Below are 25,999 nucleotides of genomic sequence, written 5' to 3'. Positions count from 1 at the left end.
CGAAGGGCCGCTCGGACATTCTATTCGTCGCTTCGAAAACAAGCCTTCGAAGCCATGTCTATCCACAAGATGGAAAATGGCATCGGCTTCGCCTGATAGCGGTTCGCTGAACTGGACGCGCCCGCCGGGCGTGCGTCGAAGGGCGCCCCTTCTCGATGGTCACCCAACCTACCGGCTGGGCGCTCTAAAGCAGACGGCGTATAAACCGCAGTTCTGCGCGCGTCCGCAACAGCGGACAGTTGTCGCGCGCAGGACGTAGGAAATTCGCCCCCGCCGCGGGTGGTGAACAGGACAGCCGTAGGAGCGTCAGCATAGCGCCGGCCGCAGGACGGGACGCGGAACCGACTGTCCCCGTCCGCGGCGGTCCGCATGTCTAACAGATCGCCACCGGTGCGGCCAGCCAAGGTTCCGCGATCGCACCATTTCGCATACTTTAGTCTGCTCTAAATTGTTGTTTGGCGGCGATTCCAATGCCGTCAAGGCCAGTGCGGGCTTTCAGGCAGTTGTCTTCACCGGCAAAACCGCGCTGGCCACAGCTCATCCCTGAGCGGCATCCAGCCGTCCAAAAGCCGGCAGTGCCTTCTGCTGAACTGCCTCCGTGCGAACGCCTGACGCTTGGGACGTACGACGACTTTTAAGACACTCTCGTCTGTCGTCCCGGTCTGGAAATGCCTCACCAACTCCGCGGCTATGTCAAGAGCGTCCTCGGATTCGGGAAAATAGCCTCGCTCGTGACAAAGCGCGTCGAAGACGCCTTTGAGAATGTTGAGATCGGACGGATAGATCGCCTGGTCGCAATTGTTGGCGGATCGGTCAAGCATCAGGCGTCTCCAAGGGACGAGAGGCTTGATCGGACGAAGGCACACCCTGCCATCAGCCGGCCTAGCCGTCATTTAAAAATGTTCCGACAATTTGATCTGTCGCACTGCTGCCAGCGTTTCGTAGAACGCAACGCCTTCACGGACAAAATAGGAGCCGGAATCCAAGAGACCAGGAGACGTGGGTATCGGCATGGAAGAAAGTCGGCGGAAACCACGAGAAGGGCCAAGCCCTTGGATCGCTGGCGATTACTTCGAGTTGGCACTTATAGGCCCGAGAACGCAGGAGGAAAAGCCCGAGAATCGCGGCAGGGCGGTGGGTTCTGGCAGCCCGTGGAACTGGCGCCCGGCCCTATCGGAAGATTGGACCGAAGACCGGCAGTTGAGCCAAATGAGCGACCGTCCAATAAGCCCTTGGCGCCGTCCCGTCAGGAATTGATGGGGTTTCCCCAGCGGACTATGCGTCACGTGTGGTGGCTCTTGTGCTGCTTTTGAGCGTCGACCCGTGGCGAAAAATCGGACCTGGCCAACACGCCAGCAATCCTGGCAAAGCTGACAAATGCCTGCCGGGCCTGTTCGGTTGTCATCTGCCCGGCGATCGCCGCGTTGCAGCTTCTCACTGCGCAACTGAATACCGGCCCCCGACGAGCCTTTGGCCATTGATTCAGGAACACAAGTGCTTCCCGCACTGTGTCGATATCGTGGACTACGTCGTTGGTTTTAACCTGCACGGGGGCAAGGAAAGCGAGATTGGACATTGTTACCTCCCTGTCAGTGCATGTTGATGCAGCTCCCGCGACACAGCTCTTTCGCTTGGGGCTGCCGGACGGGTAGCTGCTCACGGAAAAGGTTTCGAACGTTTGGTCGAGGCAGCTCTGGTGGAACGGGCTGCGCGACATAATCCAGTTGCAGTTTTAGAGCGTAGGTCTCGGCCGCTTCCCTGGTCGGAAAGTTCAACTCCACCTGGGTCAGAGTGTCATCGCCGCCGGTGTAGCCCATCAAATGATCGATAGAGGGTGGCGTCCGGCGTTCGAAGATCAGCCGCCACTGCCGCGGCATAATCCGCGCTGAAGTCACGACTGATCGGCCGGTGCGGAAGATGCGCGCCGAAACGTGGCGGGGCAGCGGAACCCGGGTGGGATGGAACACCATCGGCAGGTTGGTGCTCGCGGCCTGCGAGGTCTTCTGGGAAATGCGGTTCGTTTCCTTGTCTCTTGTAAGCGGTTCCGTCATTGACATCCCTCCTCTTCGGCGAAGGATAAAGGATACCGGCCGGACCCCGCTGGCCCGGCCGGCTTTGTCGGCGATCATTTGCTGCCGTTGATCGCAATGCGTTTTGCGCTTGCCTGCGCTTTTTCGGACTTCGGCAGCGTTACGGTGAGCACACCGTTCTTGAACGTCGCCGCCACCTTGTCCTCGTCGACCTCGCGGCCCATACCAAAGCGCCGTTCAAAACGCCCATAATAGCGTTCGCTGAACTGGCGATCCTTGTCCTCGGTTTCGGATTTCTTCTCGCCGCGAAGCGTCAGGACGCCGTCTTCCACCATCACCTCGATGTCTTTTTCCTCGAGGCCCGGCACCTCGGCTGTCACCTGGATTTCCTTGTCATTCTCCGAGAATTCGACGCTTGGCCAGGTGCCGGTTCGAGGAGTCATGCGGCCAAACACCGTGGGGGTGTCAAAGCCGCGGAAGACTTCATCGAAGAGCTTGTTAACGTCGCGATGCAACGACATGAATGGATCCACGTCGCCACCGCGATAGACACTCGGAGCTTGGTTGTTGCCCCGGTTCCAGGGTATCAAGTCACGTACACTCATTGTCCTTTCTCCTTTCCTTTGTGTTATGGGGCGCAGCCAACACCCCCAAACGTCGGGACGGGGGGCGTTCGCGCAGGCCGATCGCCAAAGATCAGGCGGCTACGTTGCCTTCGATCCGCTTCGACGCCGGCTTCTTGCAGGGGTCGGCGTTGATGGCAACGCGCCGCGGCTTCATCTCCTCGGGAATTTCTTTCTTGAGGTCGATGACCAGAAGTCCGTTTTCGAGCTTTGCTCCGACAACGCTCACATGATCGGCCAGTTCGAAACGGCGGGCGAACGGCCTCAGCGCCAAGCCATGATGGAGGTACTGAACCTCCTCGTTCTCTGCCTTGGCGCCCTCGATCACGAGCAGGTTTGGCTCGTGTGTGATCGTAAGCTCGTCCTCGCTAAATCCGGCGACTGCAATAACGATGCGATAGGCATCCTCGCCAACCTTGGCGATGTCGTAGGGCGGCCAGTTGTCCCCATTCTGGGGCGGGCTGGCGTTCTCGAGCAGGTTGAAGACGCGATCGAAGCCGATGCTCGACCGGTAGAAGGGGGAAAAGTCCAGGTTCGTTCTCATAGCTACATCCTCCTTGGAGCAACATAGGTACGAGGAGCGCCAAGAAGCCCGGCGCTCCCTGACAGTGTCGGCCCCTCAGCGACCGACGATTAAAAAGCTGGGAATCGATTTGCGCAACGTCAAGGGGTTTCGGAATCAGTTTTCGGGAGCAATCAGTGTCTGTCGGTACGCGCATTCAAAGGTCGGCGCTGCTGGAAAGCACTCTCTCAAATGCCCATCTAGTTCGCGGATATTGGAAGGAGGAAACGATGGCTATGACTCGCGAAGACGTTGTCTCGGTCCTCGGACCCATGGACAACGCGACGATTGCGGAAATCATCGCGTCCGGTGCCTCGCTTGAAGAGTTGAGAGAGGCATGGGCATGGGCTTTTGGTGACGAGGCGTTGATCAACCAAGGCCGACCGCTGCCGGGAACGCGGGTGGCAGCTCTAATCGACCTGATTGAGCCCGACGAAGAAGACCTGGCGGACCCGGCCAAAGCAGGCCCGGGCGCCGGCTATTGAATCGTGACGTGCCGTCCAGGTCCAGGCAGACGCGCTCAATCGCGCGATCCGCCTGGCAAGTTGCTTCTGCCGAAGAAGGCATTCGAACCGCATGAAAAGGCAACAAGGGTCTCGGCCTTCGCCCGTGCTCCGAAGACACGCCGCTCCGATGCTGAGGCGGTATGATTACCGCCGCAGCGGATTTAGCCGTCACTTTCTAAAAGATGATCCGCACTGCTGATCTTCGGCCCTGTCATCCACGGCGGCGCCGCGGGCAGGTCCTCGATGACACCGACCCTACGTGCCCAAGTCGTAAAGGCCTTGTTCGCCGCCTCGGCAGACTTCCGACCATCGTAGGCGGAGTAGCATGTATCACACGCCGCTGCCTGGAGGAGGCCCCGCCTTTCAACCGGCCATTCTTCCAGAAACTCTATCGCATCCATGACACAGCCGATCTTTTGGAGACCATAGCCGTCGTCTCTTACAAAAACCGGCTGTTTGAACGTCGTACTTTCCATGGTGACCTCCCTTCAAAACCTTGAGCGGCAACTGATCCTGACCACCGTGCGCGGCAATGATGTGTGTTCCCGGCAAAAGCATCCCGACGAGCTTGGCGAACGCCACCGCAAATCAGGACGGAAACGGGATATTCAAAGAAGATCGTTTCCATGCGATCCTTCTGCTCCTATCCGGCAAGCCGCACTTGGCGCACAGGAAAAAGATTGGAAACACGTCTTTTCAGTTCAAGGGGCTGACGAGACGAACAGCAGCACCGTCCATACCCGCTCCCGTCCCGCATGGTGGTTCGAATGGGAGAACGTCATCGCCGGCTGGAGCGTAGCATCCACGGCGGCCTCCTATCCCGCGGCGCTGCCGCCGATTGCGCGATCTTTTGGTAGAAGATCGGCACGATGCCATGGAGTTCTCCCAAAATAAGTATCCGATACATTTTGCACTTGGAAATTCGCAATAGATCAGTACAATAAGAATATGAAAACGGCGAACACTACATACTCCGTGTACAACCCGCCAGCGCACGGATTACCTTTTCTTGCGGTCATTCTGGCAGCTGACGGCACCGTGACGGCACGGGCCTTCGATACTGCTGAGGAAGCTGCGGCATTCAACCGCCAAATGGCGCGATCACAATTTCCGGGAAATCGGACGCACTAACCCACCGACGGCGAACGGCAACCGCGCTTCCGTTGTTGGAGAACCCGCCGCGAAGTCCCGGAGTGGCGCTACGAACCCTGCGTTATCGTCCGTCCATCAAAACTGACCGAAGCGGGCGCATTGGCTTTATTGGCGTTATGGCTGCTGCACACCGCCATCAGCGTCAACAAAGAGGGATTTGGTGCGACGGTCTTGACCAATAGCCTGACGACGGCGAACTGCCGCACCCGGCCCGAGCGGACCCGGGGCGCCGGCTATTGAATTGTGAAGATGCCGTCTACAGCCTGCCATTCGGAAGACCGGATCAGGCGGTGATGGGCGACGCGCACGGAATGGAGCGCGCCTTCGAGTTCGCGCTCCCAGTAATCCAGAACCCCTTTCAGCGTCGGGAATTCCGGTGCGAGATCGTATTCCTGCCAGACGTAGAGCTGCAAAAGGCTTGGATGATCTGGAAGGTGGTAGTGGATCTCCGCAGTTGTGAGACCGTAGCCCTCGATCTGCAGCCGGAATTCCCTGCTGACGATGCGTCGCTGACCATGCGTCTCTCCTTCTCAGGCACGTTCAAGCATCAAGTCTTTGTGGGCGTTCTCGATCCCGCCGGTCCTTGAAGTCACAGGCAACGTCTGCGCGGATGTCGTCCAGGCGGCGAAGTGCAGCCATGACGGCATTAAACGTCACCGGCCCCGCAGCACCCGGCGGCTTTCGCAGCGCAGGCATGGATTCGACAGCACAAGCATCCGACGCCCATGAGGCAAGGATGGCGCGCTTTTCCTGAATATCGAGCGTGCGGTCGCCTACCACCTCGTCGGGGTGATTAAAATGCCGCGCCGGGAACAGCAGGCGGTCAAGGGAAAGATCAGAGGTTTCAGGGGCGATCGAGGGGATGTTTTTCGACAAGGTTCGTTCCATCGATGGTCTCCGTTTCCTAACAATCTCCTTGGCATCGTGTTGATTGCAGTGACCCCCTTGGGGACTCCAACCAGCCAGAAAATTATGTAGAGGTCCGGCAAAATTTCAAGACATGAAACGCGGGTGTGATGAGCAAATAGCTGCATGAATCCATGGCGCTAGCACCCCTGTCGGCCCGAGTGTCAAAATTTTTTGAGCGACCTCTTGAAACATCAAAATCGCAAAACTAGCTCGATATGCGCGCGGTGCCGAAAGGGTCGCGCGTTCCGCGCCGGGCCCGCTTCGGATGCGGCGCGGAGGAGCTTCTTAAACACTGTTTGTCCATAAGGAGAACGACATGACGTTCCGTCCATTGCACGATCGTATCCTGGTGCGCCGCATCGAGGCCGAGGAAAAGACGGCCGGCGGCATCATCATCCCCGACACCGCCAAGGAAAAGCCGCAGGAAGGCGAGGTGATCGCCGCCGGTCCGGGCGCCCGCGACGAGAGCGGCCAATTGCAACCGCTCGACGTCAAGGTTGGCGACCGTATCCTGTTCGGCAAATGGTCCGGCACGGAGATCAGGCTCAATGGCGAGCATTTGCTGATCATGAAGGAATCCGACGTCATGGGCGTGGTCGAGGCCGAAGTCCTGGCTAGGAAGGCTGCCTGATCGGGGTCTTAATCAGTCAAAATGCTGCCTTAAAGGAAGGAGTTGAAAGATGGCTGCCAAGGACGTCAAATTCCATACCGAAGCCCGTGAGAAGATGCTGCGCGGCGTCGATATCCTCGCCAATGCGGTGAAAGTCACCCTCGGTCCCAAGGGCCGCAACGTCGTCATCGACAAGTCGTTCGGCGCGCCGCGCATCACCAAGGACGGCGTTACCGTTGCCAAGGAAATCGAGCTTGAGGACAAGTTCGAGAACATGGGAGCTCAGATGGTGCGCGAGGTTGCCTCGAAAACCAGCGATATCGCCGGCGACGGTACCACGACGGCAACGGTGCTCGCCCAGGCGATCGTCAAGGAAGGCGCCAAGGCCGTTGCCTCGGGCATGAACCCGATGGACCTGAAGCGCGGCATCGACAGGGCCGTCGAGGCGATTGTCCAGGAGTTGAAGACCAACGCCCGTAAGGTGACCAAGAATGACGAGATCGCTCAGGTTGGCACCATCTCGGCCAATGGCGATGTCGAAATCGGCCGCTTCCTGGCCGAGGCGATGCAGAAGGTCGGCAATGAGGGCGTCATCACCGTCGAGGAGGCCAAGACCGCCGAGACCGAGCTCGAAGTGGTCGAAGGCATGCAGTTCGACCGGGGCTATCTCTCGCCCTACTTCATCACCAACCAGGACAAGATGCGCGTCGAGCTCGAAGAGCCCTACGTGTTGATCCACGAAAAGAAGCTGTCGAACCTGCAGGCGCTGCTGCCGGTACTGGAGGCGGTCGTGCAGTCTTCCAAGCCGCTGCTGATCATCGCCGAGGATGTCGAGGGCGAGGCACTGGCGACGCTGGTCGTCAACAAGCTGCGCGGCGGCCTCAAGGTCGCGGCCGTCAAGGCGCCTGGATTCGGCGATCGCCGCAAGGCGATGCTGGAGGATATTGCCATCCTGACCGGCGGCACCGCGATCTCGGAAGATCTCGGTATCAAGCTCGAAAACGTCACGCTCAACATGCTGGGCCGCGCGAAGAAGGTGGTGATCGAGAAAGAAAACACCACCATCGTCGACGGTGCCGGCTCCAAGAGCGAGATTACGGGCCGCATCAGCCAGATCAAAGCACAGATCGAGGAGACCACCTCCGATTACGACAAGGAGAAACTCCAGGAGCGGCTGGCCAAGCTGGCTGGCGGCGTCGCCGTCATCCGCGTCGGTGGCTCGACCGAAGTCGAGGTCAAGGAGCGCAAGGACCGCGTCGACGATGCCATGCATGCGACGCGTGCCGCGGTCGAGGAAGGCATCCTGCCTGGCGGCGGCGTGGCGTTGCTGCGTGCCGCAAAGGCCCTGGACAACGTCCAGGCTGACAACACCGACCAGAAACACGGTATCGAGATCGTGCGCCGTGCGATCGAAGCGCCCGTGCGCCAGATCGCCGAAAACGCCGGCGCCGAAGGCTCGATCATCGTCGGCAAGCTGCGTGAGAAACAGGAGTTCGGCTGGGGTTGGAACGCACAAACCAACGCGTTCGGCGACCTCTACAGTCAAGGCGTCATCGATCCGGCCAAGGTGGTGCGGACCGCGCTCCAGGATGCCGCATCGGTCGCCGGTTTGCTGGTGACTACCGAGGCGATGGTTGCCGAGAAGCCGAAGAAGGAACCCGCAGGTCCGGCAATGCCGGGCGGCGGCATGGACTTCTGACGGGAACAGCCGTGTCCGCGCCCGTGGGCGCGGACACCCCTGACAGATGGGTGACGCCATGAACATGATGAAACTAGAAGTGATCCCGCCGCCCTCGCGAGCGGCCACCGACCTGAACTACGAAGCGGATCTGAAAACCGCGCTAGACCCGGTTCTATCGGAACTCCTTGATAGGGCGGAATACGCGGGTTGGGATCGGCGCAAAGCAACATACACGGTGATGTTTCTGGCCGCGCGGTGTCTCACCGACAGCAAAGGCCCCCCCTGCAGCAAACGGGAGTTCGATAGGCTTAGGCGCTGTGTACGCCAACCTTTCGCGCAACGCGACGTGAGCAGGCTTCCGATCGATTGAACTAACCACGTAAACGGAGGAAAACTTGGAACACAATCAGTTTCAGCATCCCGTGAGGGTGCTCGTGGGTCTTGGGTTTCCGACCGACATTCAAAGCGTAAAAGAGGCTTTCGTCCTGCTGGATGAATGGCCGCCATCGAAGCGGGACGCTACTCATGGCGTCGCGCTCAATGCCTGCAGGGCAGCCCTCGCCGGCGAGGTGGATGCCGAAACCGCTCGTAGCACTTTCGTTGCCTTCGCCCGCCGCATGGATTTGCTTGTACCGGCCGCAGGAGAGATCGTCGCGGCCAAGGCAGTCGGCGCCTTGGGAATCGCTTCGGGAGGGCACAGGAGACTTGTGTAATCGATCGGTAGATCGGAGGAAACTATGAGGGATATTAGATTTCCCGAACCAGCGAGACTGCGCCTGAAATCCGCAAGGGGCGCATCGTTGCCAGTTCCTGGGAAGCGCTCGAGTGCCTTCACAACCAATGGCCAGAATGGGCGAGAGGACCAAGCTCAGGCAGCCTGCCGCGCTTGCCGCGACTCCTTGGACGGTTGGCGGGCTGCGCAACATGCAAGACGGGCCTTCTTGAAAGCGGCCCGTTGTGCCGGTTTGGTCCAGCCCTGACGGCTGGGTGAGGTTAAGCAACGAACGTCGTTCTCCGAGGCCGATCTTGGTTTGCAAACGACGTAATGTGTGTCTAATGGCAAATGGCTGAATGTCAGGAGGGCGCCGGAAACGGCCGTCGGCGTCTGGCGCACGTCTGGTTTGCATGCACAAGCGGCGCGTGAAGAGTCGACTGGAGACCCCAGTGCGGGTTTGGCGATGGCAGGCGGAGCCCATCGTTGATATTGGTGGCGCTCATACACAGTACGGGGTCTCGCAGATGACATCCGATCCAGAGAAAGCCCAGTCGGTCGAGCAATTGCTCGATACACCTGACCTTGCCACCGCGCTTGAAAGTGAACAATTTAAGAAGTTCCTCGACCAGGTGCCCATCGCGATCGCCGTCTCGGACCTGGGTGCTAAGGAGCGCGTCGTTTATGCCAATCCGGAATTCGAGAAACTGTCAGGCGTCAAGGCGGCGAAGCTTACCCGGGAAAACTGGGCGGCGCTTTCCGGCGTCGGTATCCACCAGCAGAAGGACCGACCGCTCGTCGAGGCCGTGGTCGAGGAAACTGATTTCGTCGGCACGTTTCGGCTGGAGCGAGAGGAAAACCAACCGATCGTCGACGTCTATTCCAACGTCATTGAGGACGACAACGGCAAGATCTGCTTCCGGCTGGTAGCGCTGGTCGACGTCTCGGCCCATGGCGAGACCGACGCGCGATCAGTGGAGGAGCGCGTCCGCGAGAAGGACACGCTGCTGCGCGAGCTGCAGCATCGGGTAAAAAACAACCTGCAGATGATCACCGCGCTGATCCGTCTCGAAACCCGAAACGCCCCCGAGCCGGACCAGAAGCGCTTCGAGAGGCTCGCTGGCCGTGTCGACGCACTGGCGATCCTCTATCAGACGCTGTCGGCTGACGAGCAGAAGGATGAGGTCGATCTCGGCGTATATCTCAGCCAAATCGCGTCCGCGGTCATGGCCTCGCATGCGGTCGAAGGGATCCGCCTCGACATGAAGGTGGATACCTACCCGGTCTCGATCAACGTTGCCATGCCAGCCGGGCTGGTCGTGAACGAACTGCTCACCAATGCGCTCAAACATGCCTTCAGAGGGCGTGAGGGCGGCACGATAACGCTGCACAGTATCGTCAATGGCGATGGCTGCCGGGTTACCATCGCGGATGATGGGATCGGCCTGCCTGAGGGCGAAACCTGGCCCAAGCCCGGTAAGCTTGGCGCGCTGATCGCGCGCTCGCTGACAGAGAACGCCAAGGCGGAGTTCGAGGTCAACTCGAGTGCGAATGAGGGCACGAGGGTGACTATCGTATTCAAACGGTCGGCAGCGGCGGTTGGCTGAAGCGGTCCTAGCCGTCTTGCATTGCCTTAGGTGTGAGCTTTCGGGAGGTTGTCCATTCGGACCGGACCGGGGAGACTGGAGTTACCACGCTGCAGCACTCACCGGAGGATCCGAATGAACATTTACAAGAATGCCCGTCTCACGCCGCTGCGTCGAGAGGAGATGGCGCTGTCGGTCATTGAGGGGCGTCTTTCCCAAGCCCATGCGGCGCGCGTCTACGGCGTGTCGGCGAAGATCGTGGCGCGCTGGGTCGAGCGCTATAAGGCCGAAGGGCGGGCCGGCATGATCGACCGTTCCTCGCGGCCCGCCCGTATGCCACAGGCCACCGCTGTCTCGATCGCCGAGCGCATCGTGGCGTTGCGGCGGCAACGTTGGACCGGCAAGCATATCGCCATGGAGGTTGGCGTCTCGCCCGCCACTGTCAGCCGAGTTCTCAAGCGAGCTGGATTATCACGGCTGAAAGATATCGAGCCGGCCGAGCCGGTTCGCCGTTATGAGCGCGAGCATCCCGGCGACATGATCCATATCGACATCAAGAAACTCGGGCGATTTGAACGGGTTGGGCACCGCATCACCGGCGATCCGCAAAGGGCAAGTCGCGCGGCGTCGGCTGGGAGTTCGTTCATGTCTGCATCGACGACGCCTCGCGCATCGCCTTCTCGCAAATCCTGCCGGACGAGCGCAAAGAGAGCGCCATCGCCTTTCTCAAGGCGGCGGTCGCCTACTACGCCAGTCTCGGCGTCACGATAGCGCGCGTCATGACCGACAACGGCTCCTGCTACAGATCGAAGACCTTCGCCAAGGCCTGCCGCGATCTCGGCCTCAAGCATGTCAGGACAAGGCCCTATACACCCAAGACCAACGGCAAGGCCGAGCGCTTCATCCAGACGGCGCTGCGAGAATGGGCCTATGCCATTGCCTACCAGACATCCGATCACCGCGCCGCCGAACTGCCTGTCTGGCTGCACAGATACAATTGGCATCGCCCACACGGCAGCCTAAAGTCCAAACCACCTATCAGTCGCCTCGATCTAACCCTGGACAACCTGTTGAGGCTCCACACTTAGGGAAGCTCGATTTCTTCCGCGATAACTTCGAAGCCAGCAAGTCTCGATGGAACGAAACTGGTCGAGAGAGCAACATCGGTTACGTCGCACCCTTCGTCATCAAGATCTGCCGATGCGAGGGCGGTTATGCCGAGCATCAAATGTGAACCAGTGACCATGCTTCCGTGATGCTTCCGTGAGAAGGACTAGACTAGCGCCCTTCCGCGGGAATCACTATCGGCTAACTACATGATATTCATATACAAAATGATGCACCAGGCAGGATGCGAACCTGTGACCTCTGCCTTCGAGAGCAAGTGTTACATTTCGTTGAAGCCGTTAAACCTCGCCGCTCGCTAGAGCGTTTCACGTTTTGACGGAAGCGTATCCGGCGTTTACGAAGTAGTTGTTGCATTCGGCTGCCTCGATCGTTTCGACGAGGTGGCCGATGTGGCGCCAAGTGTCCTCGACGGTGCGCTTCTGAGCCTGACGCATCCAGTGTTTGATCTTTGCGAAGGCCTGCTCGATCGGATTGAGATCCGGAGAGTAGGGCGGCACGTACCAGAGCCTTGCGCCGGCAGCCTTGATCATCTGCCTGATGGCCGCCGACTTATGGCTTCCCAGATTATCCATGACGACGATATCGCGGGGCTTCAGCACGGTGATGAGCTGCTGCTCGACATAGGCGCGGAAGCATTGGCCGTTGATCGGACCGTCTACGGCGCGGCAATCAACCTGGAAGGAGCGTCAATCAGGATGGGAGCGTCGCCAGGGACGTCACGGAGGGAGGGCGTAGCCCGACTGGAGGGACGTTCCTGGCGACGGCGCGAACCCACATAGGGTTCACGCCGTCTGGTGATCGCGATGTGTCGGGTGCATTTCTTCTTCCCGCTCAAAGGAAGAATGAATGTCCGGCAGTCACATCACGGATCAACAATCGAGGCTCTATATGCAAAATCGCCAGAAGCACAGTGTCCCTGTCGCGGCCGCCAAATCAGGTTTCAGCCCATCCACTGGTTATCGGATCGAATCAGACCCCCGTCCACCAAGCGAGAAGAAGGCCAAACACGAACGACGTCGGCCTGATCCATTGGAAGGGATATTCACCGAAGAGGTGGTTCCCATGCTGCAAAGCGCTCCCGGCTTGCGCCCTGTCGGCATTCTTCGTGAGCTTTGCAAGCGTCATCCCGAGCTCGATTCTGGTATTCGCCGCACACTTGAGCGCCGGATCCGCGCATGGCGCGCGATCCATGGAGGAGATCAGGATGTCATATTCCGGCAGGTTCACGAGCCGGGACGCATGGGGCTGTCGGATTTTACCCATGCACCGGGCCTCAAGGTCACGATCGCCAGCGTGACCTTCGATTACCTGCTCTATCACTTCCGACTTGCATACAGTGGATTCGAGCATGCCGAGATTGTCGAAGGCGGCGAGAGTTTTGCCGCGCTGACAAGTGGTTTGCAGAACGCCCTTTGGTCTCTCGGCGGCGCGCCGCGCGATCACCGCACGGACAGTCTTTCGGCTGCATTCCGCAATCTCAATGCCGATACCGCACAGGACATGACAGATCGGTATGAAGCGCTTTGCGCCCATTACGGCATGAAGGCCAGCCGCAACAATCGCGGCGTCGCCCACGAGAACGGCGCGGTCGAAGGATCCCATGGCGATCTGAAGCGGGAACTGGAGGATGCTCTTCTCCTGCGCGGAACGCGTGACTTTGCGGACGTCACCAGTTTTGCCGCCTTCATCGACGAGGTTGTCGGCCAGCGCAATGCCCGTCGGGCCAGGGAGATCGCCATTGAGCGCGAAAGCCTGCTGGCGCTGCCGCGCAAGCGCCAGCCCGAAGGCGAAGACGAGATCGTCTACGTCACCAGCAGTGGAGGGTTTACCCTTCGCCGGGTCTTCTACACCGTTCCTTCACGGCTGATCGGACATCGGCTGCGCGCACGGCTCTTCAAGGAGCATATCGAACTGTTCCTCGGCGGCACGTCCCTGATGAAGCTGCCGCGCGTCAGAGGCCAGCTCGGCCCCACCCAGCATGTCGTGAACTATCATCACGTCATTCATTCCCTGCGCCAGAAACCGGGGGCTTTGCCCAGACTCGGCTATCGCGATCAGCTCTTCCCCAGGGATGCCTATCGCAATCTCTACAATGCCGCCATGGAGAGGCTGCCGGAACGCGATGCCTGCCGCCTGACGGTGGAACTGCTGAGCCTGGCCCATGAGCGCAATGTCGAGGCCGCACTCGCCCACGCCATCCAGGGCGAGCTCGATGCGGGAACCTTGCCGACGCTTGACGGCATGCGCGCCCGGTTCGCGCCGAACCCGGCCTGTGTCCCGCAGGTCAGCGTCAATCTGGGTAAACTGGTCGATTACGACAGGCTTATCGGCACCCGCGTGGAGGTCACGGCATGAGACCCAACGATCCTGTCGATACCGCGCGCTTGTCCCTGATGCTCACCGATCTGCGGCTGCCGGGCATCTCCAGGGCCTGGCACACCTTCGCCGAGCGGGCTGACACCGAAGGCTGGCCGGCTTCCCGGCTGCTGGCGGCGCTTGCTGAGTTCGAGGTCGCCGAACGCGAAACGCGGCGTATGCAGCGCCACCTCACTGAAGCGCGTCTTCCTCCGGGGAAAACCCTCGATGCCTTCGACTTCACGGCTGTGCCCATGGTCTCGAAGGCCCGGGTCATGGCATTGGTCGCGGGAGATGTCTGGTTGAAGAACGGCGCCAATCTGATGCTGTTTGGCGGGCCAGGCGGCGGAAAATCGCATCTGGCGGCCGCCATCGGCGTCGGGCTGATCGAGAATGGGTGGCGTGTTCTGTTCACGCGTACCACCGACCTTGTTCAGAAACTGCAAGCCGCCCGCCGCAATCTCGATCTCGAAGGGGCCATCGCAAAGCTCGACAAGTACCATCTGCTGGTGCTCGACGACATGGCGTATGTGACCAAGGATCAGGCGGAAACCAGTGTGCTCTTTGAGCTGATCAGTGCGCGATACGAGCGCCGCTCGCTTCTCATCACCGCAAATCAGCCCTTCGGTGAATGGGACAAGGTCTTTCCCGACAAAGCCATGACGTTGGCCGCCATCGACAGACTGGTTCATCACGCGACGATCTTCGAAATGAATGTCGAGAGCTACAGGCGCAAAACCGCAATATCCCGTTTGACGGAAAACAGCGATGGCACGCCGGCAACGCTGGCCTCGGCCCTCGCTGATTGACGCGCCGCGACAAACAAACGTTAGGATAGATTGTCGCGCAAATGAAGGCCGGCCTCCCGCTTCAAACGGAGGCCGGCTTTTTTGGTGCGTTCACAGCGGCCCGCGGCAAACATCTGTCATCCTGATTGACGCGCTCCGCGACAATCCAAAAACCGGCCTGGTGTCGCGCAGCGTCAACTACGAAAAATAGCCCTTGCAACTCACCGATTCACAGCCCATCTTCACCAAATCGCGGCCACCAAACTCTTCATCCTGATCGTCGCGCTTCCCATCCAAATTGTCGCGCCATACCGTCGAAGACGCAAGGCGCCGCGAGCCGATCCCAGCGCAGCGCGCCAGGAGGGTCAGCGTGCGCCAGTGGCCGTGCGGAGCCAAGCCACGCAGCCGCTTGCCCTTCGGCCCCCAACCGCGCAGCGGAGCCATGTTGGTCTTGATCCAAGTCTCATCGATGAAGACAAGGCACTGCGGATCGAGGCCCGCCTGCCAGGACCGCCATCGCTGACGCCTGCGGGCAATATCAACCCTCGCCTGCTCAAGGGCGAACAGCGTTTTTTTGAAGCTCAGGCCCTCGCGGCGCAGGAACATCCAGACCGTATTGTGCGAGACCTTGATCCCGCGCGCATCCAACTCGTCCTTCAGCCGATGCAGCGTCAAATCAGAGGTTTGATGGATCCGCTCCACAATGAAAGCCCGATGCGGCTCCAGAACGCGCTTGCGGTGTCCACCCATCTTGCCCGGTACCACCGAGCCGGTGGCACGGTAACGCTGCGACCACTTCACCACAGAGGAAACAGCAACGCCAAAGCGCGATGCCACCGCACCGCAGTTCTCGCCCGCTCCAACTGCCTCAACAACGCGCTCATGAAGATCGTTTGAAAGGGCTCGCGTCATCAGATGCTGGCCTCCATCCAGCCAGCATCTTGAATCAGAACCTACGCGTTTTGGGGATCCTCTTTGTCAACCCGCCTAGTTCACCCTGCGAACAGTGTTCGCTGACAGGTCCTGCCAACATCCCGCGCACCGGCAGAGGCGTGGGCTAAGACGCGCGAGGCGCTTCCCCGGCGTAGGACAGCGACGAAGGCACGCCTCGCACGTACATGACAGCGTTGCGGGCGGGACAAGAGACGTGTCAGGAAGGCTTCACGACTCGGCCAGCCGATTGAGCGTCAAGCCTATTCTCGTAAATCCGCGCTAGCCGTCGCGGGCAGTCTTGGCACGCTCCCGTGCGCAGCCGACAAGTATGCCCCCAAAGGATGCAGGCGAACCCGCAACGTCGGTGAGGCAGCGGCGGCAATGCGGGACCTCGTGTTAGGGGCGGCCGTTCGAGCCTGGCGACGATGGCTGCGCGGACGGCTGGAAGGGTCGGCTGCGGTGGCGGGCCATTAGCTTGTTTTTTCCCGCTTCGCCTGTTTGAGGCGACGGGATTGGAGGAGGCGTAGGCGATGATGGTCATGAGCGCGTGCCGGTGAAGCCCTGTCCATGATAGTCCCTCGAAGTGGTCGAGCTCTTCCTTCAACTGCTGATGCGCCTGCTCGCAGATCCAGCACGCCTTGACCATGAACAGCACGGATGGAACGCTCTCGCGCGCTTCTTGTTCGATCCCCCGAAAAGCGATCGATACACGTGTCCGGCACGATATCCAGACCGATTCTGGTAATCTTCTCTATGGACGGCACTCCCTCATGTGATTCGCGACAGCCACACTATGGCACCTCGATGCGGGGAGCGGAGGCCGTCCCATCAGGTCAGATGTCGCCCACATCATTGAACAAATTCGAAAGTTTATATCAATATTTATATATAGATAGCGAATCTCGCGCCAATAAGCAGGAACGTCGGCCACTTCCGAACGTTTATTTTGTGGAAGGAAGAAGATCATGAGCCCCCGTGGCCTCGACTTCATCCGCAAATGGACGGCAAACAACATTGACGTGCGGCTTCGCTATTTAGGGGAAGGCCGCGCCCACATGCTTGCCATCACCTGCCGTATGGACGCCTGTGCCTTGTCGATCAGCTTGCAAGAGATGGAAGATGAGGTTGGGGACATTGAAGTCGCCTTCATCAGGTTCATCGAAGGCCGGCCGACGATCCTGTGAAGAGGGGAAAGCAGATGTCCATCGCCGCCTCGAACTTTCTTGAGAAATGGATCGACGACAACATCTTCGACAAGCCGTGGAACGCGGAAGGCGGCCCGCTCGCTCCCATCGCTGCGCGTCTCGCCAAGCGGTGCGGCCAAGACGCGGTGGCGAAGGGGCTCACGGTCAAGGCGATCGAAGACAATGTCGGCGGCCTGAGCGACTTCATGGCCGAGGCGATGGGACGGCGCCGCAGGGAAAGGTAGCAAATCGGAGGTGTGCGAGTGACGACCCCAGTCGACGCTGAGACAAGAGCCGTCCTGGCACTTCCGTCTATGCGATTGCCGTGGTGGGAAAGTTGCGTTCCGTCTGACGGCGCTGATCTGGCTCGAATGGCAGCTTTTGAGCAAAGCTTCGTAGCAGACGCGTGGTGGTCAAAGCATCTGCGGGTCGGGCAAAATGAAAGCCTTGACCGAATGTACAGCCGAGTTCGCGGAGACGCTCATGCTGCGCAGAGCACTCGATGCCTTCTGCGATAATTTTCTTGTCCAGTTTTCGCGCAATGTCGATCAGCGCTTCGACAATCACCTCGCTCGGACGGTCGATCAACATGCGATCGACGAAGGATTTGTCGATTTTGATGATGTCCACCGGAAAACTGAGAAGATGCGTCAGCGACGCATATCCAGTGCCAAAGTCATCGAGCGCGACAAGCATTCCTTTTTCTCGAAGACGCTCAATAGCTCGGACCGTGTCGTTGCCGGGATCGCCCATGAGCACTGTCTCGGTGACCTCGAGCACAACGTGCTTCAATGACACGTTGGCTGCATCGAAGGTTTTCGAAAGACGGGTTTCAAGATCGTTTCGTCTGAAATCGGCAGCCGACAAATTGATGCCGACGTGCTGGAATGGAATGCCGTTCGCGATCCAGGATCGAACGTCGTTCGCGATCTGTGAGAGTATGCTGTCAGTCAAACGGCAGGCAACTTCCCGATCCGAGAGCGCTGCCTGAAAGTCGCCGGCCGCGACAATACGGCCGTCGGTCGTTTTGATGCGAGCCAACGCCTCGAGCCCGATGATTTCCCCGGTGTCGAGGCGAACGAGTGGTTGATAGTAAGCGACGACCCGCTTGTCGGCGAGCGCCTGGTCAACCTCTCTGATCATTTCTATCCGGCAGGTGATTGCCGTGCGTAGGCCTGGCTCGAATTGAATATAGCCGCCGCGGTTCGTCTCTTTGGCGTGATAGAGGGCAAAGTCTGCATTTTGACGAAGCAAATCGGCGTTCGTCCCATCAATACCGTACACCACGCCACCCGTCGTCACCTGAGGGACGATCGTATTTCCGTCGCTATGGAAAGGTTCCTTCATGGCGTTGCGAAGGGCGGACACCACGAGGGATAGGGCAGCATGGTCCGGACATGGATCGACGACAATGGCGAATTCATCGCCTCCGAGGCGACATGCTAAATCGAGTTTCGCGTTTCGCAATCGCGATGCGACTTCCTTTATGAGGGCGTCGCCCACCATGTGTCCCATCGTGTCGTTAATGAATTTGAGATGGTCAATATCGAGCAGGATCAAGCCGAAGGATGTCGGACCGGCACGTGGCTTGCGGGTGATCAACTCGTCGAAACAGCGTCGGTTCGGCAAGTCCGTGAGTTGGTCGTAGAATGCCAGTTGATGGTTTTTCTTCTGGATTTCCATCTGCGCGAGGGCAATCCCGCACAGATTGACGCACGTTTGGACGATCAGCCGCTCCAGATCGCTTGGACCGCGTTTCGTGCGATAGTAGAAGGCGAATGTAGCAACAACACGCCCCTCGCGGGCCTTGATGGGGGTTGACCAGCAAGCCATCAGACCAAGAGGAAGGGCCAACCCAGTGAATGGCGCCCACAGCGGATCGATGGAGATATCAACGACCTCAATTGGTTTTCCGAAATAAGCCGCTGTGCCGCACGATCCGACGCTCGGACCAATCGCAAGACCTTCCAATGCGTCGGAGTAGTGTTTTGGGAGACTCGGGGCGGCGACGGGATGCAAACGCCCCTCGATGTCGACAGACAGGATTGAACAGATTGCGGTCGGGGCAAGCCCCTCGGCGCGGCGGCACAAGAGTCCCGCGACAGCGTCGAACTCCATGCCCGTGGCAATGGCCTCCAGAATTTCGTTCTGAAGAGCCAACATGTGAATATTTGGATTTTCGTTCACCGCAATCCTCAATGACGTGGCGAGGACTAGGTCACGTTGAAGTTATTAAAACATGTTGAAGTTCTGGACAAATTGAGCAGGCTAGGCACCAGCGTCTCCTTCCGTATTTGCCAAATCGGCGTCAAAGCCCGATCCCGCGAGCTATTGCCTTGGCTAATGATAGAGCTGCCAGAATTTGTTTTGGGAGAGCGATCAAGATAGTCAGCGTTCGTCACCCCTCTGCTACTCAAACAAGCAATACCTGCCCTGATTATGGCGCACGCCACGGACCACGAGCACGTCGTGGCCCATCGGAACTGCGGCCAGTCCGGTTCCTCGTAGATATTGGAATTCATTCTCCGCAAACGGGAGAGATACTATCCGCGTAAATGCGGAGATTGCCGCCTACATTCTCCGCAAAGTGTCGATCTGAGGGCCACAGCTATCTATAGCGCCCGTGTCTGACCCGAACTACCTCACTCCTAGGGAAGTCGTTGCTCGCTACCGCGGACAGCTGAGCGAAGGGACACTTCGCAACTGGCACTGCATGCGCATCGTGCCCTCGTTCCTCAAATCAGCAAAGCAATCCTCTACGCGAGCGGCCTTGTTGGTCGTCGTCATGGATAGGTCTGCCTAGGCCGGGTCTAGCGCTTAACCTTCGGGGTAATCTCTTCGACCCTGGATGGGGGGCCAATCAATTTGCAAAGAGATGCTCGAATGCCAGTGCGTCGATTCAAAATTCGCCCCCCAATCAACCGCTTGCCTGGTCATGCTTGGCATATGCCCTATTTTATTTCAGCGACTGTGACATGGAGGACCGGAATGGTGGCCGGCGAAAACAGATGACGTGCAAGTCAATTAGGGGACGTGGACGGCTCAGATTGCCGAAGGAGGCAACGGTAATCCTGCAGACGTTTGAGAACCAGGCCGCTGGGGAGCACTTCGCCGAAGGCCAACGATTGGGGCTTGGCCTCCCCGGCAAGCCGCCCATTGGCGATCGGTGTTGATTGAGGAGAGAGCTGTGAACGACATTTCCGAGGCGCCGGCGAAGCGCCCGACTTCATTGTCAACGACGTTGTCAACGTTGCTGAATACACGGATCTAGGCGTGGTAGTGACATTGGTTGATGCGCAAGGAGGTCGCGTGCGTCTTCACCTAAAAATCGGCATGGGTGAGCTGCTCTGCGATCGAATTGCCAACGCCCTGGAGTGCCGGTATGGCGAGAATTCCTAGAATACGACCTAGGCCCGCTAGCAACATCGTCGTGCGCCAGGGCGCTGCGGTACACAAACACAGCCGCAGCGTAGAGAAAGCTTATAGCGGTATGGTGAATGACCGGTTAATAGGCTTAGCGTTTCGAGGCGCCGGTACGGCTGAAAGCCAAGGCGCCAGGCGCTTGGGGGTAAGCCGGGCAAAGCGGGTGCCGTAGGCGGGTCAAGCGCGCGGCCGGGATCATCGAAAACAACGAATGCAGGTGGTCTCGCTTCGCTCCTACCTGCAACCGGGGAGCGCTACCGCCTTTATGGTTTCTTTACAAACGACCGAGTAATTTTGCCGGGCTGGGCGTTTGATGACACTCTCGTTTGGCAAACTAGGCCCGGTGTGGTCGTGGGCACCGGGCACAACGCCATAAGACGTTTTGAACGCCTCTCGGCCCGTTCCGTGCTTTCGAGCCGGTAGCATTGGATCTTGATGGGGCGACATCAGCCAGGGCCCAGACAATGACCAAAGTCACCAAGCGCTACAACATGCAGCGAGCACATAGCGGGACCTGGTCGATCATCGACATGTTCACGGGGCAGCCGGCGATTCTCGACGGCGTTCTGTTGGTTGGCCTGAAGCTGCTAGAGGCCGACGACATACTGTATAAGCTCAATAACCTGGACTTGAGCGACAGGATGGCTAAAGGAATCGCCTGAATCTACTGGCGTGCACGTGCCATATATAACTCGTCTCTGGCTATCGCTTTTGGCCTGTTAGGCGCTCTAGATGTGAGCTTTCAATAGGTTGTCCATTCGGACCGAACCGAGGAGACTGGAGTTACCACGCTTCAGCACTCACCGGAGGGTCCGAATGAACATCCACAAGAATGCCCGTCTCACGCCTCTGCGTCGAGAGGAGATGGCGCTTTTGGTGATAGAAGGCAGCCTTTCCAAAGCCCATGCGGCGCGGACTTATGGTGTGTCGCCCAAGATCGTGGCGCGGTGGGTCGAGCGCTACAAGACCGAAGGCAGCAAAGGCATGGCCGACCGTTCGTCCCGTCCCAACGTCATGCCGGGTCTGACCAGCCAGGCCGTGGCCGAGCGCATCGCCGTCCTGCGCCGCCAACGGCTGACCGGCAAGCACATCGCCATGGAGGTGAGCGTCTCGCCCGCCACCGTCAGCCGGGTTCTCAGGCGTGCAGGGTTGTCGCGTCTGAAGGACATCGCACCAGCCGAACCGATCCGCCGCTACGAACGCGAGCATCCCGGCGACATGATCCACATCGACATCAAGAAGCTCGGGCGATTTGAACGGGTTGGCCACCGCATCACCGGCGATCGCACCGGCCAGTCCAACAGTCGCGGCGTGGGCTGGGAGTTCGTTCATGTCTGCATCGACGACGCTTCGCGCGTCGCCTTCTCGCAAATACTGCCCGACGAGCGCAAGGAAAGCGCCATCGCCTTCCTCAAGGCAGCGGTGGCCTATTATGCCAGCCTTGGTATCTCAGTCGCGCGCGTCATGACCGACAACGGCTCGTGCTACAGATCGAAAGCCTTCGCCAGGATCTGCCGCGAGCTTGGCCTCAAACATATCCGCACAAAGCCCTATACGCCCAAGACCAATGGCAAGGCAGAGCGCTTCATTCAGACCGCGCTCAGGGAATGGGCCTACGCCATTGCCTACCCCACCTCCGATCATCGTGCCGGAGAACTTCCCGTCTGGCTGCACCGATACAATTGGCATCGACCTCACGGCAGCCTAAAGTCCAAAACACCAATCAGCCGCCTCGGCCTAACCGAGGACAACCTGTTGAGGCTCCACATCTAGTCGGCAACGGTAGGCCTGTTTATCTGCTGCGTGTTTCGCTCACCAAACCTTGCGACTGATGGTCGAACGAAACGCGGTTCCGCCCATGTTGTTTCGCGTCAAAAAGGCAGCGCCCCGCAGCGCGTAGGACATCCTGAGGATCTGCATCGCGAGCAATTTCCGCACCACCGATGCTGACAGTCACCTTCACGCCGTCTTGTTGCCCTTTGATCCAGGGAAGCCCCTCGATATGCCGACGAATGTTCTCCGCAATTGTAATCGCCCGGTCTTTGCGCAGGTCTCGCAGCAAGACCCCAAACTCCTCCCCGCCAAGGCGGCCAATTGAGTCACCGGGGCGTGTCGTATAGACGAGTGCCTTTGCAATCCGAAGCAAAGTCTCGTCACCCTTGGAATGTCCGTGCTCGTCATTGATTGAGGAGAAGTGATCCGGGTCGATCAGGAGAAGCGTGTCGTATTCTCCTTCGTCGCGCCTTCTGTCCATCCTTGCGATGAATTCACCGCGGCTGAGGAGCCCCGTCATTTGATCGTGGCTCGTTACGAAAGTCAGCCTCTCGTGCGCCTCTTTCAAGGCCGTATGCGACTTCTCCAACTTGTCACATGTATCCTGGATCGTTTCCGACTGGTTGAAGATGTAGGAAGCGACGGGCATCCCAATTAAAATGGGGATGAAGGTGCATTCCACCCAACTCAGCCAGTCGATCGGCATCTGCAGCGCAAGTCTCGCGGTAAACGACAGACCGAAGGTCGCGACGACTGCGATTACTGTCACGACCAATGATTTGCCCAGGATACGTTTGGTGCGCGGCGTCATATTGCTTGTGTAGCCCTTGGCGCTGAACAGGCCGTTACCAAGTCGCATAAAATCACTCTGGTCCTTGAGACACAGACGCGTGAGTGACGTGCCAGGCAAGTATGCGTTGCGATTCGGACGTGCGTAAACCCAGAAGATCTGTGATGTCGATGAAAACGCAAGCGTCTCTGGGCGACAGGGGGGCGACAGGGGGGCGACAGGCGGCCCGAAATCCGGTCTTGGCCCCATTTTTGACTGAAGTGCGTTAGCTCTTGCTAAAGGTTTCCGCCCAACAATAAAAATCGGAGCATCGGATCAGCTAGCGCGGGGTGAACCACACGAATTGGCCTGGCTCTAAGTTGATGGGATGCCAGGCCCCGACAGGAGGGTGTTATGAGACTGGCTGCAGCGATCCTCCTGGCCACGGCGACTATGATCGGCGTAACCATCGCAGACGAGGACGACGACTATATCGACTGCGTGCTCAATACGGCGGCAAAGATCATGAAAATCCAAGTGGTCAAGGACCCGGCCAAGGCGCTTGAGGAAGCACGTAAAAAGTGCCGGTCTCCACCGCGTCTAACCTATAACCTAGAGAGCGCCAAGCGAACGCCTGTGGCTTGGGATTGGCCTACATTAGCATTGGCGCATATGTTGCCAGCCGGCGCCGCCCCCCAACAAGCCCCGCCGGTCATGCCCGGCTCCCTCCCTGGCCTACCCCGCCAAAGGGTACCGGGCCGCTGCTTTCAGCGCCCATCTTTGCCTTGCCGTAGGCGTTCGGGCTGGCGTCGGGCGGTATAGATCAGCCAGCCGACCCTTTTGCTAAACAACCAGCCGCCAGGGCGGCATCGTCGGTCACGGCGTGAGGTCAAGTGCCGGAACGATGTTGTTGTAGGGCAGGCCTGCATCGTCGTTCAGACGTTTGACATCGGCATCGGATCTGGCATCGAAGAGACACATGCAACGTCCGTCCTCGGGTGCAAAGGTCGAGCGCAAATATTTGATCTCCGTGCCCGCAGATGACATCTCAGCCGCCTTGCTGATCGCAGCTTTCTGCGCCCTGCCAAGGGCTTCCATGCTGATCCCTTTGAGATCCCGTTCTACCATATAGACGCTCATTTCAATCTCCCTTTCTTGAGCCATGCATCGCTAATTGACCGCGACCTTGGCCATTTGGGAACAAGTTGTTTTCTATCGATCCATAGCCGACAGTTATCGAACGGCGTGGTATCGTTCCTTTTGGCTTCCGTGGAGGGGCAACCGTGGAGATGTCTCAGGTCCGATATGTATTGGCGGCTATAGAGGCTTTGAACTTCACCAAAGCGGCAGCACGATGCAATGTGTCGCAGCCAGCTTTGACTAAGGCGATAAAGACCCTCGAAGATGAACTTGGCGCGGCCTTGTTCCACAGGGAAGGAAAGCGTGTTCTCCTGAGTGAGTTCGGTCGCTCGCTTCAACCGCATTTGCAGCACATCATGCAGGAGGCGGACACGACTCGAACTTTGGCCGACAATTTCAGGCTTTTGGATCAGGTGCCCATCCGCCTTGGCGTCATGTCAACCATCGGCCATGTGAAGCTGTCGCGGTTCCTTGCCAAGTTCCAGAAGGAGTTCCATGGAGTAGATCTTGAAGTCAGTGAAGCAAAAGTAGGCGATCTGAAAAGCCGTCTCGAAAACGGCGAACTCGATCTGGCCGTCCTCAATCCCCTCGACGGCCTTGGCGATTTCTTCCGTGTCCAGGAACTCTACAAGGAACGCTATGTCGTCATATTCCCGCCCGACCATCGGCTTTCGGCAGTTGACGCCGTCCGGTTGAGCGACCTCTCTGACGAACCCTATGTTGATCGCCTGTCATGCGAGATGCGGGACATGGTGATGAATGCTTGTCGACAGGCCAATGTGAAACTCTACGCCCGTTTTCGATCTGAGCGCGAAGACTGGGTGCAATCGATGGTGCTCGCCAGAATTGGCTTCGCCTTCATGCCGGAATACTCCGTCACGTTGCCCGAACTTCTGCAGCGACCGCTTGTCGAGCCGTCGGTGACGCGGACCATTTCCCTTGTAACGGTGCCGGGGAGGCAATTCAGTCCAGCCACTGCGGCTATGGTACGCTCCGCCCATAACTTCGACTGGCCGGGTTCTACGATCTCGGCGATTTGAGTCCAACAATCCGCATGAGCGGTTTACTGAGGTCGCCCTCTCTGGCGCAGCAGAGCCTCCAAATATTCTTGCGTGACGAATTCAGCAAGGTTGGCAAAGGGTCGGCGGTCCGGTGAGCGACCGACCAATGACGGCTTCCGGCAGTGCTGCTGCGTCATTCATATGGCCGGGCGGTTTGATCACCTTCCACCCGCCGCAGTCACTTAGAAATGTCTAGGGTCAGGACCCATTGATCGGCCAAGCTCGACGACTGCTTTCGAACGGCAGAGTTCCCATTCGGCTGTCGCTATTACCGCCGTGTTGTGAACAGATTGCTCCCAGACATGGGAAATCAGGAGAAGAATATGTCAGTCAACACAGATCATAGAGACCCCAAGACATGGGATCCTGAACTGGATGCAGTGATCGTGGCGCCAGAGAACCATATCGTGCTGCACGAAGACGACTTCATCCGCGTACTGTCGGTCCGTTTGCCAGCAGGCGAGACGGAAAAGCCGCACCACCATCGCTTTCCGTCCGTCATGATCATTGATCGGGGTATCAAAGCGCGGGATTTCGACGGCGTTTCCCATCAGGAAATAAAGCGGTCCTCGTCGGACCAGGGTGAGCCGCTGCTGCCGGTAGTGGTCAGGCTGCCCGCCCCAGGCGTTGCACTACATCGAAAACCAGGACACCAAGGCGTTTCATGGCATCCGAATTGAGTTCAAGAAGGGATTCCCAACCGAAAGAGGGTCAACAGCTGGTCCGTCATACGGCTATCCCGACGAACCGGTCCGCTAGGCTTGGGACCTGATGATTTGCTCGCCCCGGGGGATCCTTCGGCTGCTTCAATGGTGGCGTGAGGGAGCACTGGGATGAGTGAATTGTATTGGCTTTCGGATGCGCAAATGCGCCGGATTAAACCGCATTTTCCGCTATCGGACGGGGTGCCTCGCGTTGATGATCGACGGGTCATCAGCGGGATCATTTTCGTGATCAGAAATGGGCTACGCTGGCGAGATGCGCCGACCGACAAGTGGCTCTTCATACATCATAGTAAGTGCGCATATTGAAGCGTTTCTTGGCGTCCCCGAAATGTCGACTCCACACTTCGAT

Annotated in this window: 24 protein-coding genes and 7 pseudogenes; 18 read left to right on the top strand and 13 right to left on the bottom strand. The window is 58.7% G+C overall.

The window, feature by feature from the left end:
• Positions 1–1,282: 1,282 nt before the first annotated feature.
• From HB777_12665 to HB777_12650, 4 genes are all read right to left on the bottom strand, one after another.
• A complete protein-coding gene (locus tag HB777_12665; GenBank protein ID QND64655.1) occupies positions 1,283–1,576 on the bottom strand; it encodes a DUF982 domain-containing protein in 294 nt (97 codons plus the stop codon).
• A gap of 13 nt (positions 1,577–1,589) precedes the next feature.
• Positions 1,590–2,057: an ETC complex I subunit gene (locus tag HB777_12660; protein QND64654.1), complete on the bottom strand. Its 468-nt coding sequence runs from the start codon at positions 2,055–2,057 to the stop codon at positions 1,590–1,592.
• A 68-nt stretch (positions 2,058–2,125) separates the two neighbouring features.
• A complete protein-coding gene (locus tag HB777_12655) occupies positions 2,126–2,635 on the bottom strand; it encodes an Hsp20/alpha crystallin family protein (GenBank protein QND64653.1) in 510 nt (169 codons plus the stop codon).
• A 91-nt stretch (positions 2,636–2,726) separates the two neighbouring features.
• Positions 2,727–3,197, bottom strand: coding sequence for an Hsp20 family protein (locus tag HB777_12650; GenBank protein ID QND64652.1), 471 nt, complete (start codon positions 3,195–3,197; stop codon positions 2,727–2,729).
• Positions 3,198–3,445: 248 nt separating this feature from the next.
• Between HB777_12650 and HB777_12645 the strand changes: the two genes are divergently transcribed.
• Entirely contained in the window at positions 3,446–3,700 is a 255-nt protein-coding gene (locus HB777_12645; protein QND68760.1) for a hypothetical protein, read from the top strand.
• Between the two features lie 182 nt (positions 3,701–3,882).
• Here HB777_12645 and HB777_12640 read toward each other — a convergent pair whose 3' ends face one another.
• A complete protein-coding gene (locus tag HB777_12640) occupies positions 3,883–4,197 on the bottom strand; it encodes a DUF982 domain-containing protein (GenBank protein ID QND64651.1) in 315 nt (104 codons plus the stop codon).
• Between HB777_12640 and HB777_12635 the strand changes: the two genes are divergently transcribed.
• Positions 4,178–4,615 (top strand): hypothetical protein, encoded by a 438-nt coding sequence (locus tag HB777_12635; protein QND64650.1) that lies wholly within the window; start codon positions 4,178–4,180, stop codon positions 4,613–4,615. The two genes, HB777_12640 and HB777_12635, sit on opposite strands and share 20 nt — an antisense overlap.
• A 491-nt stretch (positions 4,616–5,106) precedes the next feature.
• Here HB777_12635 and HB777_12630 read toward each other — a convergent pair whose 3' ends face one another.
• A complete protein-coding gene (locus HB777_12630; protein ID QND68759.1) occupies positions 5,107–5,376 on the bottom strand; it encodes a protein usg in 270 nt (89 codons plus the stop codon).
• A gap of 37 nt (positions 5,377–5,413) precedes the next feature.
• Complete coding sequence (locus HB777_12625) at positions 5,414–5,761, bottom strand: hypothetical protein (protein QND64649.1); 348 nt, start codon at positions 5,759–5,761, stop codon at positions 5,414–5,416.
• A gap of 337 nt (positions 5,762–6,098) precedes the next feature.
• Here HB777_12625 and HB777_12620 point away from each other — a divergent pair, with 337 nt between their 5' ends.
• The 7 genes and pseudogenes from HB777_12620 to HB777_12590 all read left to right on the top strand — a co-directional run bounded on the left by HB777_12620 (position 6,099) and on the right by HB777_12590 (position 11,459).
• The gene (locus tag HB777_12620; protein QND64648.1) at positions 6,099–6,413 is read left to right on the top strand and encodes a co-chaperone GroES; all 315 of its coding nucleotides are present in this window, start codon (positions 6,099–6,101) and stop codon (positions 6,411–6,413) included.
• 49 nt (positions 6,414–6,462) lie between these two features.
• Positions 6,463–8,091, top strand: a complete 1,629-nt coding sequence (groL, locus tag HB777_12615) for a chaperonin GroEL (GenBank protein QND64647.1) — start codon at positions 6,463–6,465, stop codon at positions 8,089–8,091.
• Between the two features lie 58 nt (positions 8,092–8,149).
• Positions 8,150–8,423, top strand: a pseudogene (locus HB777_12610) (hypothetical protein).
• Positions 8,424–8,468: 45 nt separating this feature from the next.
• Complete coding sequence (locus HB777_12605; GenBank protein ID QND64646.1) at positions 8,469–8,786, top strand: DUF982 domain-containing protein; 318 nt, start codon at positions 8,469–8,471, stop codon at positions 8,784–8,786.
• A gap of 24 nt (positions 8,787–8,810) precedes the next feature.
• A pseudogene (locus HB777_12600) lies at positions 8,811–9,053 on the top strand (DUF982 domain-containing protein).
• A 259-nt stretch (positions 9,054–9,312) separates the two neighbouring features.
• Entirely contained in the window at positions 9,313–10,392 is a 1,080-nt protein-coding gene (locus tag HB777_12595) for a PAS domain-containing protein (protein ID QND68758.1), read from the top strand.
• 114 nt (positions 10,393–10,506) lie between these two features.
• Positions 10,507–11,459 (top strand): annotated as a pseudogene (locus tag HB777_12590) (IS481 family transposase).
• 345 nt (positions 11,460–11,804) lie between these two features.
• Here HB777_12590 and HB777_12585 read toward each other — a convergent pair.
• Positions 11,805–12,158, bottom strand: a pseudogene (locus HB777_12585) (transposase).
• A gap of 187 nt (positions 12,159–12,345) precedes the next feature.
• Between HB777_12585 and HB777_12580 the strand changes: the two are divergent.
• Entirely contained in the window at positions 12,346–13,854 is a 1,509-nt protein-coding gene (locus HB777_12580; GenBank protein QND64645.1) for an IS21 family transposase, read from the top strand.
• A complete protein-coding gene (locus HB777_12575; GenBank protein QND64644.1) occupies positions 13,851–14,663 on the top strand; it encodes an ATP-binding protein in 813 nt (270 codons plus the stop codon). Before HB777_12580 ends, HB777_12575 begins: the two co-directional genes overlap by 4 nt.
• 289 nt (positions 14,664–14,952) lie before the next feature.
• Here the strand turns inward: HB777_12575 and HB777_12570 are convergent.
• Together HB777_12570 and HB777_12565 are read right to left on the bottom strand one after the other, a co-directional pair.
• A pseudogene (locus tag HB777_12570) lies at positions 14,953–15,554 on the bottom strand (IS630 family transposase).
• Between the two features lie 491 nt (positions 15,555–16,045).
• Positions 16,046–16,218 (bottom strand): annotated as a pseudogene (locus HB777_12565) (IS701 family transposase).
• Between the two features lie 322 nt (positions 16,219–16,540).
• Between HB777_12565 and HB777_12560 the strand changes: the two are divergent.
• Both HB777_12560 and HB777_12555 read left to right on the top strand, forming a co-directional pair.
• Complete coding sequence (locus tag HB777_12560; GenBank protein QND64643.1) at positions 16,541–16,759, top strand: hypothetical protein; 219 nt, start codon at positions 16,541–16,543, stop codon at positions 16,757–16,759.
• A 14-nt stretch (positions 16,760–16,773) separates the two neighbouring features.
• The gene (locus HB777_12555; GenBank protein ID QND64642.1) at positions 16,774–17,004 is read left to right on the top strand and encodes a DUF768 domain-containing protein; all 231 of its coding nucleotides are present in this window, start codon (positions 16,774–16,776) and stop codon (positions 17,002–17,004) included.
• A gap of 67 nt (positions 17,005–17,071) precedes the next feature.
• Here HB777_12555 and HB777_12550 read toward each other — a convergent pair whose 3' ends face one another.
• A complete protein-coding gene (locus HB777_12550; GenBank protein QND68757.1) occupies positions 17,072–18,922 on the bottom strand; it encodes an EAL domain-containing protein in 1,851 nt (616 codons plus the stop codon).
• Between the two features lie 1,724 nt (positions 18,923–20,646).
• On the opposite strand from HB777_12550, the gene HB777_12545 reads away from it, so the two are divergent.
• Positions 20,647–20,844, top strand: coding sequence for a hypothetical protein (locus tag HB777_12545; GenBank protein ID QND64641.1), 198 nt, complete (start codon positions 20,647–20,649; stop codon positions 20,842–20,844).
• Positions 20,845–20,998: 154 nt separating this feature from the next.
• Complete coding sequence (locus tag HB777_12540) at positions 20,999–21,955, top strand: IS481 family transposase (protein QND64640.1); 957 nt, start codon at positions 20,999–21,001, stop codon at positions 21,953–21,955.
• Between the two features lie 19 nt (positions 21,956–21,974).
• Here the strand turns inward: HB777_12540 and HB777_12535 are convergent, their stop codons facing one another.
• A complete protein-coding gene (locus HB777_12535) occupies positions 21,975–22,814 on the bottom strand; it encodes a GGDEF domain-containing protein (GenBank protein ID QND64639.1) in 840 nt (279 codons plus the stop codon).
• 786 nt (positions 22,815–23,600) lie between these two features.
• On the bottom strand, positions 23,601–23,864 hold the full coding sequence (locus tag HB777_12530) for a DUF4242 domain-containing protein (protein ID QND64638.1): 264 nt from the start codon (positions 23,862–23,864) through the stop codon (positions 23,601–23,603).
• 143 nt (positions 23,865–24,007) lie between these two features.
• On the opposite strand from HB777_12530, the gene HB777_12525 reads away from it, so the two are divergent.
• The 3 genes and pseudogenes from HB777_12525 to HB777_12515 all read left to right on the top strand — a co-directional run bounded on the left by HB777_12525 (position 24,008) and on the right by HB777_12515 (position 25,917).
• A complete protein-coding gene (locus HB777_12525) occupies positions 24,008–24,904 on the top strand; it encodes a LysR family transcriptional regulator (GenBank protein QND64637.1) in 897 nt (298 codons plus the stop codon).
• 344 nt (positions 24,905–25,248) lie between these two features.
• Positions 25,249–25,605, top strand: coding sequence for a hypothetical protein (locus HB777_12520; protein QND64636.1), 357 nt, complete (start codon positions 25,249–25,251; stop codon positions 25,603–25,605).
• 153 nt (positions 25,606–25,758) lie between these two features.
• Positions 25,759–25,917, top strand: a pseudogene (locus tag HB777_12515) (transposase).
• The last annotated feature ends 82 nt before the right edge of the window (positions 25,918–25,999 follow it).

Origin of the sequence: Mesorhizobium loti (assembly GCA_014189435.1) — a bacterium.
Taxonomy (GTDB): domain Bacteria; phylum Pseudomonadota; class Alphaproteobacteria; order Rhizobiales; family Rhizobiaceae; genus Mesorhizobium; species Mesorhizobium loti_G.
This window is presented reverse-complemented; position numbering and strand designations above follow the sequence as displayed.

What these genes read in the sequence shown, in the direction of transcription:
- HB777_12665 (QND64655.1), bottom strand. Translation starts at nt 1,576, where the DNA reads ATGTCCAATCTCGCTTTCCTTGCCCCCGTGCAGGTTAAAACCAACGAC.
- HB777_12535 (QND64639.1), bottom strand. Translation starts at nt 22,814, where the DNA reads ATGCGACTTGGTAACGGCCTGTTCAGCGCCAAGGGCTACACAAGCAAT.
- HB777_12580 (QND64645.1), top strand. Translation starts at nt 12,346, where the DNA reads ATGTCCGGCAGTCACATCACGGATCAACAATCGAGGCTCTATATGCAA.
- HB777_12530 (QND64638.1), bottom strand. Translation starts at nt 23,864, where the DNA reads ATGAGCGTCTATATGGTAGAACGGGATCTCAAAGGGATCAGCATGGAA.
- HB777_12520 (QND64636.1), top strand. Translation starts at nt 25,249, where the DNA reads ATGTCAGTCAACACAGATCATAGAGACCCCAAGACATGGGATCCTGAA.
- HB777_12555 (QND64642.1), top strand. Translation starts at nt 16,774, where the DNA reads ATGTCCATCGCCGCCTCGAACTTTCTTGAGAAATGGATCGACGACAAC.
- HB777_12620 (QND64648.1), top strand. Translation starts at nt 6,099, where the DNA reads ATGACGTTCCGTCCATTGCACGATCGTATCCTGGTGCGCCGCATCGAG.
- HB777_12595 (QND68758.1), top strand. Translation starts at nt 9,313, where the DNA reads ATGACATCCGATCCAGAGAAAGCCCAGTCGGTCGAGCAATTGCTCGAT.
- HB777_12655 (QND64653.1), bottom strand. Translation starts at nt 2,635, where the DNA reads ATGAGTGTACGTGACTTGATACCCTGGAACCGGGGCAACAACCAAGCT.
- HB777_12575 (QND64644.1), top strand. Translation starts at nt 13,851, where the DNA reads ATGAGACCCAACGATCCTGTCGATACCGCGCGCTTGTCCCTGATGCTC.
- HB777_12650 (QND64652.1), bottom strand. Translation starts at nt 3,197, where the DNA reads ATGAGAACGAACCTGGACTTTTCCCCCTTCTACCGGTCGAGCATCGGC.
- groL (QND64647.1), top strand. Translation starts at nt 6,463, where the DNA reads ATGGCTGCCAAGGACGTCAAATTCCATACCGAAGCCCGTGAGAAGATG.
- HB777_12660 (QND64654.1), bottom strand. Translation starts at nt 2,057, where the DNA reads ATGTCAATGACGGAACCGCTTACAAGAGACAAGGAAACGAACCGCATT.
- HB777_12550 (QND68757.1), bottom strand. Translation starts at nt 18,922, where the DNA reads ATGTTGGCTCTTCAGAACGAAATTCTGGAGGCCATTGCCACGGGCATG.
- HB777_12545 (QND64641.1), top strand. Translation starts at nt 20,647, where the DNA reads ATGACCAAAGTCACCAAGCGCTACAACATGCAGCGAGCACATAGCGGG.
- HB777_12625 (QND64649.1), bottom strand. Translation starts at nt 5,761, where the DNA reads ATGGAACGAACCTTGTCGAAAAACATCCCCTCGATCGCCCCTGAAACC.
- HB777_12645 (QND68760.1), top strand. Translation starts at nt 3,446, where the DNA reads ATGGCTATGACTCGCGAAGACGTTGTCTCGGTCCTCGGACCCATGGAC.
- HB777_12540 (QND64640.1), top strand. Translation starts at nt 20,999, where the DNA reads ATGAACATCCACAAGAATGCCCGTCTCACGCCTCTGCGTCGAGAGGAG.
- HB777_12560 (QND64643.1), top strand. Translation starts at nt 16,541, where the DNA reads ATGAGCCCCCGTGGCCTCGACTTCATCCGCAAATGGACGGCAAACAAC.
- HB777_12640 (QND64651.1), bottom strand. Translation starts at nt 4,197, where the DNA reads ATGGAAAGTACGACGTTCAAACAGCCGGTTTTTGTAAGAGACGACGGC.